We start from the raw sequence: 17,269 nt of genomic DNA, 5'->3' as shown, positions 1-17,269 counted from the left end.
CCAGCACCATGACTGAATCAGCGAATGGTAAGCGCCGGCTCAATACGGGCGAAGGCGGTCCGGGGGAATTCCCGCACTCCATGCCCGGGATCCGGACAGAAGTAGTCCTCTTTGAGAACTCCGACCAGATGGTTCAATCACTCGGCAGCCATGATGAGGCCCTGCGATTCATCGAAGAGCAGTTCCCGGATGTCAACTTCCACGCGCGCGGCAATGAACTGTCCATCAGCGGCCCGGTCAGCGATGTACCGCGGATCATGCGGCTGCTCCAGGAGGTCCGTGGCCTGGTGGCCCGCGGCACAGTCATCACTCCGGCGGTGCTGCAGCAACTGGTGTCCCTCCTGCGCACCCAGTCCCTGCAGAACCCGGTTGAGGTGCTCACCCACGACATCCTCTCGAGCCGTGGACGGACCATCCGGCCCAAGACGCTCAACCAGAAGAATTACGTTGATGCCATCGACGCCAACACCGTGATCTTTGGCATCGGCCCTGCCGGCACCGGCAAGACCTACCTGGCCATGGCCAAGGCAGTCCAGGCGCTGCAGCAGAAAGAGGTCAGCCGGATCATCCTGACCCGTCCCGCGGTTGAGGCAGGGGAGCGGCTTGGGTTCCTGCCCGGCACGCTCAGCGACAAGATCGACCCCTACCTGCGCCCGCTCTATGACGCACTGCACGACATGATGGATCCAGAGTCCATCCCGCGGCTGATGGCCGCCGGAACAATCGAGGTGGCGCCGCTGGCCTACATGCGAGGCCGGACCCTCAATGACGCCTTCATTATCCTGGACGAGGCCCAGAACACGACGCCCGAGCAGATGAAAATGTTCCTCACCCGCCTTGGCTTTGGTTCCAAGATGGTGGTGACCGGAGACGTCACGCAGGTGGACCTGCCCTTCGGGACGCGCTCCGGGCTGCGGATCGTCGAGGAGATCCTTCAGGGCATTGAAGGCGTAAGCTTCTCGGTCCTGGACGCCGCAGACGTTGTGCGGCACCGGCTCGTGGGGGACATCGTCAACGCCTACAGCATCTGGGATGAAACCCAGCGGAACCGCGTCAAGCACTCAGCAAGCAGGGAAAAACGGGGGGAACGCGCGTGAGCATCGAGGTGAACAACGAGTCCGGCATCCAAGTGGAGGAGTCGGAGCTCGTTGCCCTGTCACGGTACATTTTCGAGCAGCTCTACATCCATCCCCAGGCCGAACTGTCCATCCTGCTCGTGGATGAACCAGCCATGGAGAAGCTGCACATCGAACTCATGGACGAGCCGGGCGCCACGGACGTGCTGTCGGTTCCCATGGACGAACTGACTCCCGGAACCCCGGACCGGCCCACCCCGCAGGGCATGCTGGGCGACATCGCCATCTGCCCGCAGGTGGCGAAGGTCCAGGCCAGGAATGCCGGCCACTCGCTCCAGGACGAGATGCTGCTGCTGACCACGCATGGCATTCTCCACCTGCTGGGCTACGACCACGCCGAGCCCGAGGAGAAGGCGGAGATGTTCGGTCTTCAGCGTGAATTGCTGTCCGGCTTCACCGGCAAAGAAGCACCCGCCGAGACCACCCAGTGACGCAACTGCTCCTGGTCGCGGTGGCACTGGTCTTCCTTGCCGTCGCGGCTCTGCTGACAGCTGCCGAGGCGGCGTTCAGTTTCCTTCCCCGGCATGACGCCGAAGAGGCACTGCACAGAAGCCGCGGCACCGCCATGCGGCGCATCCTTGCCGAACCCGTAGCCCACACCCGGGCCCTGCGGTTCTGGCGTGTCTGGTTTGAGATGGCTTCCGCCGTCGCTGTCGCAGTCCTTATCGCGAGCCTCCTCGACAACGTGTGGCTGGCCGGGCTGGTGGCCACCGGCATCATGGCTCTCCTGGGATTCGTGATCGTGGGCGTGTCGCCCCGGCAGCTCGGGCGGCTGCATTCCACGGCCGTGGTGCGCTTCACCGCTCCGATGGTCCGGTTCCTCACCAGCGTGCTGGGACCGATTCCGGGCTGGCTGGTTGCCCTGGGAAGTTCGGCAGCTCCTGGTGCGCCCGGCGGCGACGACGCGTTCTTCAGCGAGCAGGAGTTCCGGGAACTTGTGGACCGGGCCAGCGAGTCCGACATGATCGAGGACACCGAGGCGGAGATGATCCAGTCCGTATTCGACTTCGGTGACACGCTGGTGCGGGCAGTGATGGTGCCCCGGACGGACATCGTGAGCATCGATGCCGGCTCAAGCCTGCACCAGGCGATGTCCCTGTTTCTTCGTTCAGGCTATTCCAGGATTCCGGTCATCAACGAAAACACGGACCACATCCTTGGCATCGTCTACCTCAAGGATGTTGCCGCGGTCGTCCACCAGCTGGGCGCAGGCCAGCAGCCGCCGGTGGTTGAGTCACTGGCGCGCGAAGTCCGTTACGTGCCGGAATCGAAGCCGGTCAGCGACCTCCTGCGCGAACTGCAAAAGGAATCCACACACGTCGCCATTGTCATCGACGAGTACGGCGGCACGGCCGGCCTGGTGACCCTCGAGGATCTGATCGAGGAAATTGTGGGCGAGATCGTGGACGAATACGACACCGAGAGCGCGGATGCGGTGGCCCTCGGTGACGGCTCCTACCGCGTCAGTGCGCGGATGGGCATCGACAACCTCGGTGAGCTTTTCGACCTGGAAATTGACGACGACGAAGTGGACACCGTCGGTGGCCTCCTCGCCAAGGCGCTTGGCCGCGTCCCGATCGTCGGAAGCAGCGTTGAGGTGCAGGGCGTGTCCCTGCGCGCGGAACGGCTGGAAGGCCGGCGAAACCGGGTCAGCCACATCATTGCGGCACCGGTACCAAGAGTAGAGACTGACCTTGAAGGCCTCCTGGAAGAGGCCGAAGCAACCCAGCAGGGAGTTCCACGTGAGCAAGAAAAATAAGGTTGCGGATACGGACGACTTTGGCGGCTTCCGCGCAGGGTTTTCCGTCCTGGTGGGGCGCCCCAACGCGGGTAAATCCACCCTCACCAACGCGTTGGTGGGTAAGAAAGTGGCCATTACGTCCGCCAAGCCGCAGACCACGCGGCACACCATCCGGGGAATCGTGCACCGGGACGACGCCCAGCTGATTCTCGTGGACACGCCGGGCCTGCACCGCCCCCGCACCCTCCTCGGCAAGCGCCTGAACGACCTCGTCGCGGACACTCTCGCCGAAGTGGACGCCATCGGATTCTGCCTTCCGGCCAACGAGAAAATCGGCCCCGGTGACAAGTTCATCGCTGCCCAGCTCGCCGCCGTCGGCCGCAAGCCGGTGGTTGCCATCGTCACCAAGGCTGACCTCGTGGACAAGCAGGCACTGACCGAACAGCTCCTTGCCGTGGCGGCCCTTGGCCGTGAGGTGATGGGGGAGGACGGCTGGAAGGACATTGTTCCCGTTTCCGCCACAGACGGTTTCCAGGTTGAGACCGTTGCTGATGTGCTGATCAGCCACATGCCGCCGTCCCCTCCGCTGTACCCGGACGGAGAACTCACCGACGAACCCGAAGCCGTTATGGTGGCTGAGCTGATCCGCGAAGCCGCCCTGGAAGGGGTCCGGGACGAGCTTCCCCACTCCCTGGCTGTCGTGGTCGAGGAAATAGTCCCCCGGGAGGACCGGCCGGAAGACAACCCCCTGCTGGACGTCCGCGTAAACCTCTATGTTGAGCGGCCATCGCAGAAGGCCATCATCATCGGTAAGGGCGGAAGCCGGCTGCGTGAGGTGGGCACCAACGCCCGCAAGGGCATCGAGGCGCTCCTGGGCACCCGCGTCTACCTGGACCTTCACGTCAAAGTGGCCAAAGACTGGCAGCGTGACCCCAAGCAGCTGGTTAAATTGGGTTTCTGACCCACGACTAGGGGGTCCCCGGGAGCGGGGCGGGGAAGTTCTCCCAACTGGACCACTAAGTTGGGCCGGGTTTCGAATCTAGAGGAAGGTTCAGCACGTGGGTCAAGGCCGCGATCAGCGCGACAACGAGGCTGACCTGTCAGTCGGGCCGGGACCGGTGTCCCGCCATTCGGACGGCGGGGCTGTTGGGGCTGCCCGGCACCTTGGACCTTTGCGCGGGATGCCCGTATGGCTGAAAGCCGTGACCGGCGTGGTGGCACTGGTCCTGGTGGCCGGAATCGCTTTTGCCGGATTCTGGTTTTTCAGGCTCCAGAACAATATTTCCAAAGCACCCCTGAACGCTGGTGGTGAGACCACCGAGTCGCCCGGGAACGATGCCACGGGGCGGCTGCAGATCCTGATTCTTGGTTCGGATACCAGGGACGGAAAGAACTCCGAGTACGGGACGGCTGATGATTCCACCGGTTACGGCAAGTCGGACGTCATGATGCTGATGGACATCTCCGAGGACAACAAGCGCGTCAACGTCATCAGCTTCCCACGCGACCTGCTGGTGGACATTCCCGATTGCAAGGACAGGAAGACCAACAAGGACTACCCGGCCCGTACCGGCGTCATGATCAACGAGGCCATGAGCGAGGCCGGCATCGGCTGTGCCGTGGACACCATCAACAAACTCACCGGTATGCAGGTGGACCATTTCATGATGGCCGACTTCAACGCCGTGAAGGAGCTGTCCAATGCGGTGGGCGGTGTTCAGGTCTGCATCAGTGACGCAGTTTATGATCCCGACTCGGGGCTGCGGCTGCCGGCCGGGACGTCCTCTGTGCAGGGGGAGATGGCCCTTGCCTTCCTGCGCGCCCGCCATGCCTTTGCCGACGGCGGCGACCTCGGCCGCATCAAGGCGCAGCAAAGCTTCCTGTCGTCGCTGACCCGGAAGATCAAGGACGACGGAACCCTGTCCGATCCGGCCAAAATGCTGAAGATTGCCGATGTGGTGACCCAGAACCTGACGGTTGACGACGGGCTTGCTTCCGTTCCAGCTCTGTTGACCATCGGAAACCGACTCAAGAACATCGACATCACCAAGGTCGCGTTCGTGGCAGTACCCACGACGCCGGCGCCCATCGACCCCAACCGGCTGGTGATCGCGGAGCCTGCCGGCGCACAGCTTTTCTCGGCACTGCGGAAGAACGTTGATTTGACCGACCCCACCGCACCAACAACTCCGTCACCAAGTGAGACGGCATCCCCGTCCGCGTCTCCAACCGCGACAGCCCCGCCGGTGCCGCCCTACAACAAAGCCATCCAGCCCGTAACCGTTGCGAACGGCAGCGGCGTCAACGGCCGCGCGCAGGAGCTCGTGCAGGCCCTCGTCGCCGGCGGCTTCACCCAGACGGGGCAGTTCCTGGCCCAGCCGGTCGGCAAAACGGCTGTCTATTACGGCAACGGCTTCAATGATGTGGCGGCTGACGTCGCCGCGCTGTTGGGGATCCCTTCGACACTCATGATTCCGGCTCCCGCCGTGACAGGAGTCCAGGTGTATGTTGGCAGCGATTTCACCACAGGCACCGCTTTCGCGGCCGGCTCAGGGGGTGCCGCCGCGGCCGCATTGCCGCAGGACATCGTCAACCAGACGGCAGGCGACAAAGTCTGCCAGCAGGCCAATCCGAACGTCATCGTCCGGCAGTAACGGTACCGCCGCAGTCCCCATAGGACCGGGCTGCAGTCAGCCAACGAAATGGGCCCCCGTCAAAGGGGGCCCATCGTGCATTGGGTTCCGGCTACCAGATGCTGACGCGCTCCGTGGGGGGCATCCACATGCCGTCCTCGTCGGTGACGTCGAATGCCTCGTGGAACGGGTCCAGGTTCCGGGCGATGGCATTGGTTCGGAACTCGTTAGGGGAGTGGGGATCGGTGGCCAGCCGCCGGATGGCCTCTTCCTGCCGGATGACCTGGCGCCACCCGGCAGCCCAGGAGGCGAAGAAACGCTGCTGACCCGTCATACCGTCAAGGACCTCCGGTTCCTTGCCCTCGAGGCTGATCAGGTATGCCTTGTAGGCGATGGTGAGGCCCGCCAGGTCTCCGATGTTCTCACCGAGCGTGAGCCTGCCGTTGACATGGTGCCCCGGTGCGGCGGTGGGGGACAACGCCTCATACTGCGCCACGAGCCGGGCCGTCAGTGCCTCGAACGCCTGGCGGTCCTGGTCCGTCCACCAGTTCCGCAGCGCCCCTCCGCCGTCGAACTGTGATCCCTGGTCATCAAAGCCATGGCCGATTTCGTGGCCTATGACGGCGCCAATGCCGCCGTAGTTGACCGCGTCATCCGCGTCGGCAGTGAAGAACGGAGGCTGCAGGATGGCCGCCGGGAACACGATCTCATTCATCATGGGGTGGTAGTACGCATTGACCGTCTGCGGCGTCATCAGCCACTTGTTCCGGTCCACCGGCTTGCCCACCTCGTCCAAGTGCCTGTCGACGTCCGCATTGTGGGCGCGCTCCACGTTCCCCAGCAGATCGCGGGGGTCGATTTCCACGGCGGAGTAATCGATCCATTCGTCCGGGTAGCCGATCTTCGCCCGGAAGGCTTCAAGCTTGCGAAGGGCCTCTGCCTTGGTGTCCGCACCCATCCAGCCGACGTCATTGATGCTGCGGCGGTAGGCCTCAATGAGGTTGGCCACCAGGGTCTGCATGCGCGCCTTGTGCGTCTCGGGGAAATGGCGCGCCACGTATATTTGCCCCACGGCCTCGCCAAGGGCGGCTTCGACGACGGCGACGCCGCGCTTCCACCGGTCCTTGTTCCGGGGCGTGCCGCTGATGGTGGTGCCATAGAAGGCGAAATTGGCGTCCACAAACGCGGGGGACAGGTACGGTGCAGCCGCGCTGACGACGCGCATGGCCAGCCATTCCTGCCACGTGGCCAGCGGTACTTCGTCCAGGAGCGCCGCCGCCCCGGAGAAGAAGTCAGGAGTGCTCACCACGATTTCGGCGCGCTTGTCCGGGTCGATTCCCGCAGCGTCAAACCAGGTGGACAGGAGCGGGAAGAGCGCATTGGCCTGGTCTGCAGTCTTCAGGTTGTACGTCTTTTGCGGGTCCCGCAGTGTGACGTTGTCCCAATGGTGCGAGGCCAGCTTTGTCTCCAGTTGGACCACCCGCCCGGCAGCGCCGTGGGGATCCGGAAGTCCTGCCAGTTCGAACATCTTCTCCACGTGCGCCGTGTAGGCCGTAACGACGGGCGCGAACTTCTCCTCCCGGTAGTAGGACTCGTCCGGCAGGCCCAGGCCGCCCTGCCCCGTGTACAACAGGACCCGGTCCGGATTTCCTGCATCGGGAGCGGGATAGATGTAGAACAGGCCGCCGACGTCGGCACGGAATAACCGGCCGGCAAGCGCAATGAGTTCCGGCACCGATCCGGTGGCGGCCACTTCAGCGAGCCGGCCCCGGATGGGCTCCATGCCCTTGGCTTCCACTGTCGCCTCGTCCATGAAGCTGTTGTAGAGGTCCCCGATTTTCCGCTCGATCCCGCTGGCGTCCGCGCCCTTGGCCGCAGCTTCCTCGATGATGTCCCGGACAGCAATCTCCGACCCGTCGCGGAGTGCCGTGAAGGTGCCCTCAAGGGGCCTGTCGTCGGGAATCTCGGTGGTCTTCAGCCAGGCGCCGTTGACGTGCTGGTAGAGGTCGTCCTGTGGCCGGACTGTGTGATCAAAGGTGGACAGATCGATCCCCGAAATGGGCACGGCAACTCCTTTTGCTGGGACGCCGCTGCCGGGCGGTACACCCGAGGCGTCTGCATGCTGGACTTTACGGACGGTAGTGCCCTTTCATCTTACGCACCCGTGTTACCCTCAAAGAGTGCGTGCAGAGCTCCTTCTCCTTAGCTGCCGCGGCGAGGCCACAGACGCTATCTAGCGGACGGCCCACCCTCGCTGCGGAGTTTGTGTTGCCCGGCCACCCTTTCACTGAAGATCGATAGAAAAGGCCACGAACATCATGCGAAACGCACAGAAGCCCTCCGGAATGCCTGCCCACCGGTACACGCCGTTCCAGGACCAGATCAAGGTTGAACTCCCGGACCGCACTTGGCCGGACAAGGTCATCACCAGGGCGCCGCGGTGGTGCGCGGTGGATCTGCGCGACGGCAACCAGGCACTGATCGACCCCATGAGCCCGGCCCGCAAGATGAAGATGTTCGACCTGCTGGTCCGTATGGGCTACAAGGAAATTGAGGTCGGATTCCCTTCCGCTTCACAGACGGACTTCGATTTTGTCCGCCAGCTCATCGAGGGCAACCACATTCCTGATGACGTCACCATCCAGGTCCTGACCCAGGCACGCGAACACCTCATCGAGCGCACCTATGAGTCCCTCGTAGGCGCCAAGCAGGCCATCGTCCACCTCTACAACTCCACCTCTGTACTGCAGCGGCGCGTGGTCTTCAACCAGGATGAGGACGGCATCCTGGACATCGCACTCCAGGGCGCGCGCCTGTGCAAGAAGTACGAGGAAACGCTCGCTGACACGCACGTGACGTACGAATACTCCCCGGAGTCCTTCACGGGCACCGAGCTCGAGTACGCCGTGCGGGTCTGCAATGCTGTGGCCGATGTCTTCGAAGCTTCCGCCGACCGCCAGGTGATCATCAACCTGCCCGCCACGGTGGAAATGGCCACGCCGAATGTCTACGCCGACTCCATCGAGTGGATGAGCCGCCACCTCCACCCCCGTGAGGGCATCATCCTCTCCCTGCACCCGCACAACGACCGCGGCACCGGAGTGGCGGCCGCCGAGCTGGGCTACATGGCCGGCGCAGACCGCATTGAAGGCTGCCTCTTCGGCAACGGCGAGCGTACCGGGAACGTGGACCTGGTCACCCTGGGGCTGAACCTGTTTGTACAGGGCATCGACCCCATGATTGATTTCTCCAACATTGACGACGTCCGCCGAACCGTGGAGTACTGCAACCAGCTGCCCGTCCCGGAACGCTCCCCGTATGGCGGTGACCTGGTGTTCACGGCCTTCTCCGGCTCCCACCAGGACGCCATCAAGAAGGGGTTTGAAGCGCTGGAGCGTGATGCTGCCGCGGCCGGCAAGGCTGTGGACGACTTCACCTGGCAGGTTCCGTACCTCCCGGTCGACCCGAAGGACCTGGGCCGGAGCTACGAGGCTGTCATCCGCGTGAATTCCCAGTCCGGCAAGGGCGGCGTGGCCTACCTGCTGAAGAACGAGCACAGCCTGGACCTGCCCCGCCGCGCCCAGATCGAGTTCTCCGGGGTCATCCAGCGCCGCACGGATACCGTGGGCGGGGAGGTCAGCGGCGCCCAGCTCTGGCAGATTTTCCAGGACGAGTACCTGCCCTCCGGCAAGGCGGACGGCCAGTGGGGACGCTACTCCCTGGGCGGGGTCAAAACGGAGACGGACGCCGACGGCGGCATGACGCTTCACGCTTCGCTCACCATTGACGGTGCGCAGGTGAGCCGGACGGGCACCGGAAACGGTCCTATTGCTGCCCTGCTGAATATCCTGCACGAGGACGGCGTGGATGTCCGGGTGCTGGACTACAGCGAGCACGCCCTGTCCGAAGGCGGCAACGCCATGGCCGCGGCCTACGTCGAATGTGCCGTTGGTGAACGCGTCCTCTGGGGTGTCGGCATCGACGCCAACACCAGCATGTCCTCGCTCAAGGCCGTTATCTCAGCGGTCAACCGGGCCATCCGGGACGCCCAAGCCTGATACGGGACGGTGGTGCCGCCGGTTTGCTCCGGCGGCACCACCGGGTCCTGCCAGCTCCTGCCCCCGCAGGATGGGAAGATAGAGCGTGGTCCAACAGTCTTTTGCCTCCCGGGCATACCGGGACGACGCCGTGGTGCTCCGTACCCACAAGCTGGGCGAGGCGGACAGGATTATTACCCTCCTGACCAAGCACCACGGGCAGGTTCGCGCCGTCGCCAAGGGGGTCCGGCGCACCAGCAGCCGTTTTGGCGCCCGGCTTGAACCTTTCATGGTGGCGGACCTCCAGCTGGTCTCGGGCCGCACGCTGGACATTGTCACGCAGGCTGTTGCCAAAGGTGCATACGGCGGGAGCATCGCTGCTGACTATGGCAGGTACACCGTCGCCGCGGCCATGACCGAGACGGCGGAAAAGCTTACCGACGTGGACGGTGAGGCCGGAACCGCGCAGTACAACCTGCTGGTGGGGGCCCTTGCTTCCCTGAGCCGCGACGAACATGCCGCCGGCCTGATCCTGGATTCCTACCTGCTGCGCGCCCTTGCCACCGGCGGTTGGGCTCCGAGCTTCACCGACTGCGCCCGGTGCGGTGTGGCCGGTCCGCACACCGCGTTTTCCGCACCGCTGGGCGGCATGGTCTGCCCCCAGTGCCGCCCGCCAGGGTCCCCCGCGCCCGCGCCCGAGACCGTCATCCTGCTGGCGGCGTTGCTGACGGGGGAGTGGGCCACGGCGGACTCTTCCCTGCCCCAGCACCGCAAGGAAGCTGCGGGATTGGTAGCTGCATACCTGCAGTGGCACCTGGAACGAGTACTGAAGTCCCTCAAACATGTGGAGCGTAGCTGACAGTGGCCATGGGAAAGAAGAACGACGCAGCCCGCAGGCGCACCCATCCCGTGGTGGCGCCCTACCCGCACCCCTCCGGCGCGGTGGCGCCGTCCATCCCGGCGGAATTCATTCCCCGGCACGTGGCCATCGTCATGGACGGCAACGGCCGCTGGGCCAATCAGCGGGGCCTGCCGCGGATCGAGGGGCACAAGGCGGGCGAGCCGGCGTTGCTGGACGTGATGGCCGGTGCCATCGAGTTGGGCATCGAGTACGTCAGTGTCTATGCCTTCTCCACCGAGAACTGGCGCAGGTCGCCTGAGGAAGTCCGCTTCCTGATGGGATTTAACAAGGATGTGCTGCGACGCCAGCGGAACCAGTTGGATGACTGGGGAATCAGGATCCGGTGGGCAGGACGGAGGCCGCGGCTGTGGGGCTCCGTGATCCGGGAACTGGAGGAGGCCGAGGAGTTCACGGCCGGCAACTCGACATGTAATTTGACCATGTGTGTTAATTACGGCGGCCGCGCTGAGATCACTGATGCCGTGTCCGCCATCGCCGCCGACGTTGCGGCAGGCAAGCTAAAACCGGGTGCCATCACCGAACGGACCATCCAGAAATACCTCGACGAACCGGACCTCCCGGACGTGGACCTCTTCCTGCGCAGTTCGGGGGAGCAGAGGCTGTCCAACTTCCTGCTGTGGCAGTCGGCCTACGCGGAGTTCGTCTTCATGGACACGCTGTGGCCTGACGTGGACAGGCGCACGCTCTGGGCTGCCGTCGAGGAATATGCCCGGCGTGACCGGCGCTACGGCGGTGCGGTGGATGCCGCCGCGCCCGCGAACCCGGGCCAGAGCCTTCCCTTGCAGTAACTCAGCCGTACGCCCGCAGCCAGCGGGACAGCCGCGAGTAGGCATCGGACCGGATGGGCTCGGGGGACAGGAGCACGTCGTGGAGGGCGCCGTCGATTCGTTCCACGGTCACCGTGCGGCCCAGACTGAGTGCCCTCGCGCTGATGGTGTTGACGTCCAGGACGGCGTCCGTGCGGCGCATTTCCTCCGACCACAGCAGCCCATTGGCGCTGCCCTTGGAGAGCAGGACAAGTATCGGCGCCTCGATCTCCAGGCCCCGGGCCACCCTTGCGTGCCCGGCCAGCACCGCACTTAGCCAGCCCGCCCGCACGGGGAAGGCCATCCGCGGCCGGTAGCGCTCGTCAAGCGGCCACTCGCCATCGGCCGCACTGCTGATGGTGCGCCAGTAGTGGCCCCGCTCAGGCAGGCGGAGTACTGTCTGAGGCCGGAGACGGGCCACAGGACCCACCATGCCGGAGGCGGCACGCCGCACCAGCGAACTGCCATGCATCTCAAGCCACGGGCTGTTAAGGACCAGCAGCGATACCGCCTCCGGATGCCTGCTGGTCCACAGGGCCGCCACCAGTCCGCCGGTGGAATGGCCCATCAAAGCCACGGGTCCCGGCGCCCCTTCAAGGCTGATGAGCCGGCATGCCTCCTCGATTTCGGCATCGTAGGCGGCAAGGTCGTCCACGTAACCGCCCGGTGACTCCGGACGCAGGCTCCGTCCATGGTTGTGCATGTCCAGGGCGTAGAAGTCGTAGCCGGCCGCAGCCCAGAACCGCGCCAGGTCGGTGTTGAAGAAGTAATCGCTCCAACCATGCAGGAAGAGCACAGCGCGGCGGGGGAGGGCGGCGGCGCCGTCCTGCCGCGGCGGCCGGAGCCGGACCAGGGTGGCCGTGCGTTCCACCCCGTCAGGTCCCGCCGCCACGAAGGAATGGGACTCGAAGTCCGCGCCCAGGATGTCCTGCTCCCACTGCATGCCCTCATGCTAAACCGGCGCCCCGGTACTTATGTCCTGCCGCCGGCTTCTTCGTTTTGGCACCGCGCCCAAGAGACGGGAAACTGGAGCCATGCGCGTTTACCCCACTTTCTTCAGGCTGGCCTTTTCATGGATGGACGCCGAGCGCGCCCACAAGATCGGATTCAAAGGCATCCGCCTCGCGCATGCATCAGGTGCCGGGAAGGTGCTTCAGAAGCTGACGGCGCCGGCCCCGTCGCTGCGGACCACGGCCTTCGGTGTCACCTTTCCCTCGCCTTTCGGGCTGGCTGCCGGTTTCGACAAGGAAGGCCACGGCATCGAGGCTCTCACTGAGCTTGGCTTCGGCCACGTGGAGGTAGGCACCATCACCGGACAGGCCCAGCCCGGCAACGACAAGCCGCGGCTGTTCCGCCTGGTGAAGGACCGTGCGGTCATCAACCGCATGGGATTCAACAACGACGGCGCCGCGGCCGTGGCCCCCCGGCTCAAGGCAGCGCGTGCCGCGCTTCAGCGCCGCTACCCGGCGGTGCGGCCGGTCATCGGCGTCAACATCGGCAAGACAAAGGTGGTGGAGCTGGCCGACGCAGTGGACGATTACCTGGTCAGCGCCCGCAGCCTGGCACCTGCCGCGGACTACCTCGTGGTGAACGTGAGTTCACCCAACACGCCCGGACTGCGGCTGCTCCAGGACGTGGAGACGCTGCGTCCCCTTCTCACCGCGGTGGGGCAGGAAGCCGACCATGCCGCCGGGCGCCATGTGCCGCTGCTGGTGAAGATCGCCCCTGACCTCAGCGACGAGGACATCGACGACGTTGCACGGCTTGCCTTGGACCTGAAGCTGGACGGCATCATCGCCACCAACACCACCATCGCCCGGACGGGACTGACCTCGCCTGCGGACGAGGTGGAGAAATGCGGTGCAGGCGGGCTGTCGGGCGCACCGTTGAAGCAACGTTCGCTCGAGGTGCTGAAGCGGCTCAAACAAGCTGCCGGAGACGCTTTGACCCTCGTTGCGGTCGGCGGCGTGGAATCGGCGCAGGACGTCCAGGAGCGGCTCGACGCCGGTGCAACCCTGGTGCAGGGCTACACCGCCTTCCTGTATGAGGGACCGTTCTGGGCAGCCAGGATCAACAGGCAGCTGGCAAAGAACCGCCGCTCCTGACCCTGGGGGTGCCGCGGGCACCCCGGGAGCGTGACAAGGATCAAGTGACAGAAAACCCCGGCGGGATCATCCCGCCGGGGTTTTCTGTCTTGAAGTGGTGACGGTTCAGGCGGGGTACTGCCCGCGCTGCACCTGGGGCTTGGGAAGCCGCAGTTTGCGGAACTGAAGGGAGCGCATGGAACCGTACCAAACGGTACCGCCCTCCACAGCGCCAAACTTTTCGGCCAGCCGCTTGCGAAGCTTCCGCGAAAGGATGAAAACGTCCACGAAAACGGCCAGGAACATCACCCAGAAAGCACCGAGGACGTAGATCATCATGTCGCTGGAGGCCGGGACTACCAGGGAGACCAGCACGAAGAGCAGGGCGCCAAACATCAGGTACTCGCCCAGGTTGAACCGCGCGTCCACGAAGTCACGGGCAAAGCGCTTCTGCGGACCCTTGTCCCGCAGCGGCAGGAACTTCTCGTCGCCGGTATCCAGGGCCCGGCGCATCTTCAGGCGCTGGTCCTGGACGGCCTGGCGTTCGGCAGCTTTGGAGGCCTTGCGGTCCTCGGGCACCAGCGGGCGCTTGCGGGCAGCTTCCTGTGCCTTGCGCGTAGGGGTTGGCGCCCCCTTTCCGACGGCGCTGTTCTGCCGCGCAGCCGCCTCCGCTGCCTGCTGGTCTATGGTTTCCTGCGCCGTGGGCGCTTCTTTTCTACGTCCGAACACCTGACCAGAATACCTTGCAGCGGCCCGCCCTTTGCCTGTGCCCGCGGTTGGCGCAGACGGCCGCCGAATGTGACGGGGGTAATGTTTTGGCCATGACTTCATCACCGGCGGCCACCCCGCACAGCACCACAGACACCCCGGGAATGGACACCGGGACAACCGACAGGACGGAAGATCTCCGTTCGGCGGTAGACCGCTCCTTCGACCGGACGCTCTCAAGGCTCAAGGATCTCGTATCCATCCCAGGTATAGCCTGGCCCAGCTTTGACCGGGCACCGCTGGAACGCAGCGCTGACGCCGTCGCCGAACTCCTGCGTGGCGCCGGCCTTGCCGACGTCCAGGTACTCTCCGTCAACAAAGCGGACGGCACCCCCGGCGGGCCGGCCGTCGTCGCGCGCCGTCCTGCCACCGAAGGAAAGCCGACCATCCTGCTGTACGCCCACCACGACGTCCAGCCGGTGGGCGACGAGTCGCTGTGGGAAACCGAGCCTTTCGCCGCCGTCGAGAAAAACGGCCGCCTGTACGGCCGTGGTGCCGCCGATGACAAGGCCGGGATCATGACGCACATCGCTGCATACACCGCCGTGGCGGACGTCCTGGCCGGTTCCCTGGGGCTTGGGGTGACCTTCTTCATCGAAGGCGAGGAGGAAGCGGGATCACCCACGTTCCGCCCGTTCCTTGAGGCAAACCGCGAGCTGCTGCGGGCCGACGTCATCGTGGTGGCCGATTCGGGCAACTGGAAAGTCGGGGTCCCTGCGCTCACCACCAGCCTTCGCGGCTTGGTGGACGGCACCATAGAGGTGCAGGTCCTGGAGCACGCCGTGCACTCGGGCATGTACGGCGGTCCGGTGCTGGACGCACCCACCCTGCTGTCCCGCCTGATCGCAACGCTTCACGACGACGACGGCACCGTGGCCATCGAGGGCCTGGTCGCCCGGGACACGGCCTCGGTCGACATGCCGGAAGCGGACTACCGCACCGACGCTTCGGTGCTCGACGGGGTCAGGCTTGCCGGGACGGGAAGTATCGCCTCACGGCTGTGGACCAAGCCGGCACTCTCCATCATCGGGTTCGATGCCCCCGCCGTGGACGTGGCATCCAATACCCTGCTGCCGCGCGCGCGGGCCAAGTTCAGCCTTCGGCTGGCGCCGGGCCAGGATCCCGCAGAAGCCATGGAAGCTGTGCGCCGGCATGTGGAATCGCACGCGCCGTTCGGGGCCAGGGTCGTCTTCACTCCGGGGGAGGCCGGCAACCCGTTCCGGACCGACACTTCCTCGCCCGCTGCGTCCGTGGCCCTGTGGGCCCTGGGGGAGGCCTGGGGCGTTCGCGCCGTGGAAACCGGAATTGGCGGCTCCATTCCGTTCATTGCGGATCTGACTGAGCTGTACCCGGCTGCCCAGATCCTGGTTACGGGCGTGGAGGACCCGGATTCGAGGGCCCACAGCGCCAACGAGTCCCTCCATATCGGCGACTTCCGCAACGCCATCCTGGCAGAGGCGCTGATGCTTGCCCGATTCAACGGCGAAGGTCTTGCTGCGCAGCACTAAGGTCCTTTTTAAGGCATCGCGAATCGTACGGGCTTCCAGGGAACAACCGGACTGCTTTGACGGTTACGCCAGGAGTTAGAGCTACAGGACTGCCGCGCGTAGCATGTAGCTATAGCCCATACCGTATTTGTAGGGGCAGGCGCCGTTCCGGCGGCGCCGCCAGACCGTCCTAAGAAGGTAGGCCAATGAGCACCTCAACCAACGAAACCAGCACCGCCACCACCGTGGCCAGCGACGAACTGCCCGTTCACGAGGTCAACCTGACCGACGTCGCCGCCGGGAAGGTACGCAGCCTCCTTGAGCAGGAAGGCCGGACGGACCTGCGCCTGCGCGTGGCAGTGCAGCCCGGTGGATGCTCAGGGTTGATTTACCAGCTCTACTTCGACGAACGGCTCCTTGATGGCGATGCCGTGCGCGACTTTGACGGCGTCGAAGTTGTTGTCGACAAGATGAGCGTTCCGTACCTGAGCGGGGCCAGCATCGACTTCGAGGACACTATCTCGAAGCAGGGTTTCACCATCGACAATCCGAACGCCGGTGGCTCCTGCGCCTGCGGTGATTCATTCCACTAAGCCGGTTATTTCGCCTGATGTCCGCGCCGGGTTTCCTGCCGTCCAAAACGGCACGGGGGCTCGGCGCGGACATGTGGGCGAAACGCCCGGCGGAGCGGTAAGCTCTACACCGAGTAGTAAAACTTTTTTGTGCCCGGAGCGCCTTTGGCTGCCCGGACAACAGCAACAAGTAGGAAGGGCCGTCTGTGAGTTCGCAGAACCGAACCGGCAGCCGACGCAAAACGATCACCACGATCTCAAGCTTGGCAATTGCCGGCGCGTTGGTTTTGACCGGATGTTCGCCAGAGGTAGAGAAAGGGTGGATGCCCACTGAACGTGGCACCACCAGCAACACCGACCGCATCATGGACCTCTGGGTCAACTCATGGATTGCTGCGCTCGTGGTGGGCACCATTACATGGGGCCTGATCATCTGGTGCCTGGTTGCCTACCGCCGCCGCAAGGGAACCGTAGGCTTCCCGCGGCAGACCAGCTTCAATCTCCCGCTCGAGGTCTTCTACCTGACTATCCCCATCTTCATGGTCCTGGTGTTTTTCTACTTCACCGACCGCGACCAGCAGGCCATCGATGACCGTTCGCAGCCGGCCGACGTCGTAGTTGACGTCCGCGGCAAGCAGTGGGCCTGGGACTTCAACTACAAGTCCGGCAACGTCATCCAGGAAGACCTCCACGAGGCCGGCGTCCAGGCGCACCTCACGGGCAACCCCATTGACAAGGAACAGCTCCCCACCCTGTACTTGCCGGTCAACAAGTCCGTCGACCTCGAACTCAACTCCCGCGATGTCATCCACTCTTTCTGGGTCCCCGCTTTCCTTCAGAAGCGCGACATGATCCCCGGCAAGACCAACTACATCCGGTTCACCCCCACTAAAGAGGGCACCTACGACGGCAAGTGTGCCGAACTCTGCGGCGAGTACCACTCCGAAATGCTGTTCCGAGTGAAGGTGGTGTCGGAATCCGAATTCCAGGCCCACATGGACCAGCTCAAGGCTGAAGGCAACACCGGCCTGCTCGGCGTGGATTACGACCGCAACCCGAACCTGAACGAAACCAAGTAAGGGG

The 17,269-nt window shown here is 64.6% G+C and carries 15 protein-coding genes; 12 read left to right on the top strand and 3 right to left on the bottom strand.

Annotated features, from left to right (window positions below; translation table 11 throughout):
- The first annotated feature begins 8 nt into the window (after positions 1 to 8).
- From J2X98_RS20220 to J2X98_RS20200, 5 genes are all read left to right on the top strand, one after another.
- Positions 9 to 1,097, top strand: a complete 1,089-nt coding sequence (locus J2X98_RS20220) for a PhoH family protein (RefSeq protein WP_141946342.1) — start codon at positions 9 to 11, stop codon at positions 1,095 to 1,097.
- Positions 1,094 to 1,567, top strand: a complete 474-nt coding sequence (gene ybeY / locus J2X98_RS20215) for an rRNA maturation RNase YbeY (protein WP_141941473.1) — start codon at positions 1,094 to 1,096, stop codon at positions 1,565 to 1,567. The genes J2X98_RS20220 and ybeY overlap by 4 nt, the downstream gene beginning before the upstream one ends.
- A complete protein-coding gene (locus tag J2X98_RS20210) occupies positions 1,564 to 2,895 on the top strand; it encodes a hemolysin family protein (RefSeq protein WP_141941471.1) in 1,332 nt (443 codons plus the stop codon). Before ybeY ends, J2X98_RS20210 begins: the two co-directional genes overlap by 4 nt.
- Complete coding sequence (era, locus tag J2X98_RS20205) at positions 2,879 to 3,838, top strand: GTPase Era (protein WP_141941469.1); 960 nt, start codon at positions 2,879 to 2,881, stop codon at positions 3,836 to 3,838. The genes J2X98_RS20210 and era overlap by 17 nt, the downstream gene beginning before the upstream one ends.
- A gap of 97 nt (positions 3,839 to 3,935) precedes the next feature.
- Complete coding sequence (locus J2X98_RS20200) at positions 3,936 to 5,531, top strand: LCP family protein (protein ID WP_141941467.1); 1,596 nt, start codon at positions 3,936 to 3,938, stop codon at positions 5,529 to 5,531.
- 91 nt (positions 5,532 to 5,622) lie between these two features.
- Here J2X98_RS20200 and J2X98_RS20195 read toward each other — a convergent pair whose 3' ends face one another.
- Complete coding sequence (locus J2X98_RS20195; RefSeq protein ID WP_307311837.1) at positions 5,623 to 7,575, bottom strand: M13 family metallopeptidase; 1,953 nt, start codon at positions 7,573 to 7,575, stop codon at positions 5,623 to 5,625.
- A 253-nt stretch (positions 7,576 to 7,828) separates the two neighbouring features.
- On the opposite strand from J2X98_RS20195, the gene leuA reads away from it, so the two are divergent.
- The 3 genes from leuA (at position 7,829) to J2X98_RS20180 (ending at position 11,257) form a co-directional block, all read left to right on the top strand.
- Positions 7,829 to 9,568 carry a 2-isopropylmalate synthase gene (gene leuA, locus J2X98_RS20190; protein WP_141941462.1) on the top strand — a complete coding sequence of 580 codons (1,740 nt, stop codon included), beginning with the start codon at positions 7,829 to 7,831 and terminating at the stop codon, positions 9,566 to 9,568.
- A gap of 85 nt (positions 9,569 to 9,653) precedes the next feature.
- Positions 9,654 to 10,406: a DNA repair protein RecO gene (gene recO, locus J2X98_RS20185; RefSeq protein ID WP_141941460.1), complete on the top strand. Its 753-nt coding sequence runs from the start codon at positions 9,654 to 9,656 to the stop codon at positions 10,404 to 10,406.
- A gap of 2 nt (positions 10,407 to 10,408) precedes the next feature.
- Positions 10,409 to 11,257 (top strand): isoprenyl transferase, encoded by an 849-nt coding sequence (locus J2X98_RS20180; protein ID WP_307311833.1) that lies wholly within the window; start codon positions 10,409 to 10,411, stop codon positions 11,255 to 11,257.
- Between the two features lies 1 nt (position 11,258).
- Here the strand turns inward: J2X98_RS20180 and J2X98_RS20175 are convergent, their stop codons facing one another.
- Positions 11,259 to 12,218 carry an alpha/beta hydrolase gene (locus J2X98_RS20175; RefSeq protein WP_307311832.1) on the bottom strand — a complete coding sequence of 320 codons (960 nt, stop codon included), beginning with the start codon at positions 12,216 to 12,218 and terminating at the stop codon, positions 11,259 to 11,261.
- A gap of 91 nt (positions 12,219 to 12,309) precedes the next feature.
- Here J2X98_RS20175 and J2X98_RS20170 point away from each other — a divergent pair, with 91 nt between their 5' ends.
- The gene (locus tag J2X98_RS20170; protein ID WP_307311830.1) at positions 12,310 to 13,380 is read left to right on the top strand and encodes a quinone-dependent dihydroorotate dehydrogenase; all 1,071 of its coding nucleotides are present in this window, start codon (positions 12,310 to 12,312) and stop codon (positions 13,378 to 13,380) included.
- Between the two features lie 105 nt (positions 13,381 to 13,485).
- Here J2X98_RS20170 and J2X98_RS20165 read toward each other — a convergent pair whose 3' ends face one another.
- Positions 13,486 to 14,088: a DUF3043 domain-containing protein gene (locus J2X98_RS20165; RefSeq protein ID WP_307311827.1), complete on the bottom strand. Its 603-nt coding sequence runs from the start codon at positions 14,086 to 14,088 to the stop codon at positions 13,486 to 13,488.
- 92 nt (positions 14,089 to 14,180) lie between these two features.
- Between J2X98_RS20165 and J2X98_RS20160 the strand changes: the two genes are divergently transcribed.
- The 3 genes from J2X98_RS20160 (at position 14,181) to ctaC (ending at position 17,265) form a co-directional block, all read left to right on the top strand.
- A complete protein-coding gene (locus J2X98_RS20160; RefSeq protein ID WP_307311824.1) occupies positions 14,181 to 15,635 on the top strand; it encodes a dipeptidase in 1,455 nt (484 codons plus the stop codon).
- 185 nt (positions 15,636 to 15,820) lie between these two features.
- A complete protein-coding gene (locus tag J2X98_RS20155; protein WP_043456239.1) occupies positions 15,821 to 16,207 on the top strand; it encodes a HesB/IscA family protein in 387 nt (128 codons plus the stop codon).
- A gap of 185 nt (positions 16,208 to 16,392) precedes the next feature.
- A complete protein-coding gene (gene ctaC / locus J2X98_RS20150) occupies positions 16,393 to 17,265 on the top strand; it encodes an aa3-type cytochrome oxidase subunit II (protein WP_141941450.1) in 873 nt (290 codons plus the stop codon).
- Positions 17,266 to 17,269 lie beyond the last annotated feature (4 nt).

The organism is Pseudarthrobacter enclensis (genome assembly GCF_030811655.1).
Lineage (GTDB): Bacteria > Actinomycetota > Actinomycetes > Actinomycetales > Micrococcaceae > Arthrobacter > Arthrobacter enclensis_A.
Note: the sequence above shows the minus strand (reverse complement) of the source record. Positions and strands in the feature narration are given on the sequence as shown.

Coding starts and splice junctions, on each gene's coding strand:
- J2X98_RS20220 (WP_141946342.1), top strand. CDS start 9: ATGACTGAATCAGCGAATGGTAAGCGCCGGCTCAATACGGGCGAAGGC.
- leuA (WP_141941462.1), top strand. CDS start 7,829: ATGCGAAACGCACAGAAGCCCTCCGGAATGCCTGCCCACCGGTACACG.
- J2X98_RS20175 (WP_307311832.1), bottom strand. CDS start 12,218: ATGCAGTGGGAGCAGGACATCCTGGGCGCGGACTTCGAGTCCCATTCC.
- J2X98_RS20170 (WP_307311830.1), top strand. CDS start 12,310: ATGCGCGTTTACCCCACTTTCTTCAGGCTGGCCTTTTCATGGATGGAC.
- J2X98_RS20160 (WP_307311824.1), top strand. CDS start 14,181: ATGACTTCATCACCGGCGGCCACCCCGCACAGCACCACAGACACCCCG.
- J2X98_RS20155 (WP_043456239.1), top strand. CDS start 15,821: ATGAGCACCTCAACCAACGAAACCAGCACCGCCACCACCGTGGCCAGC.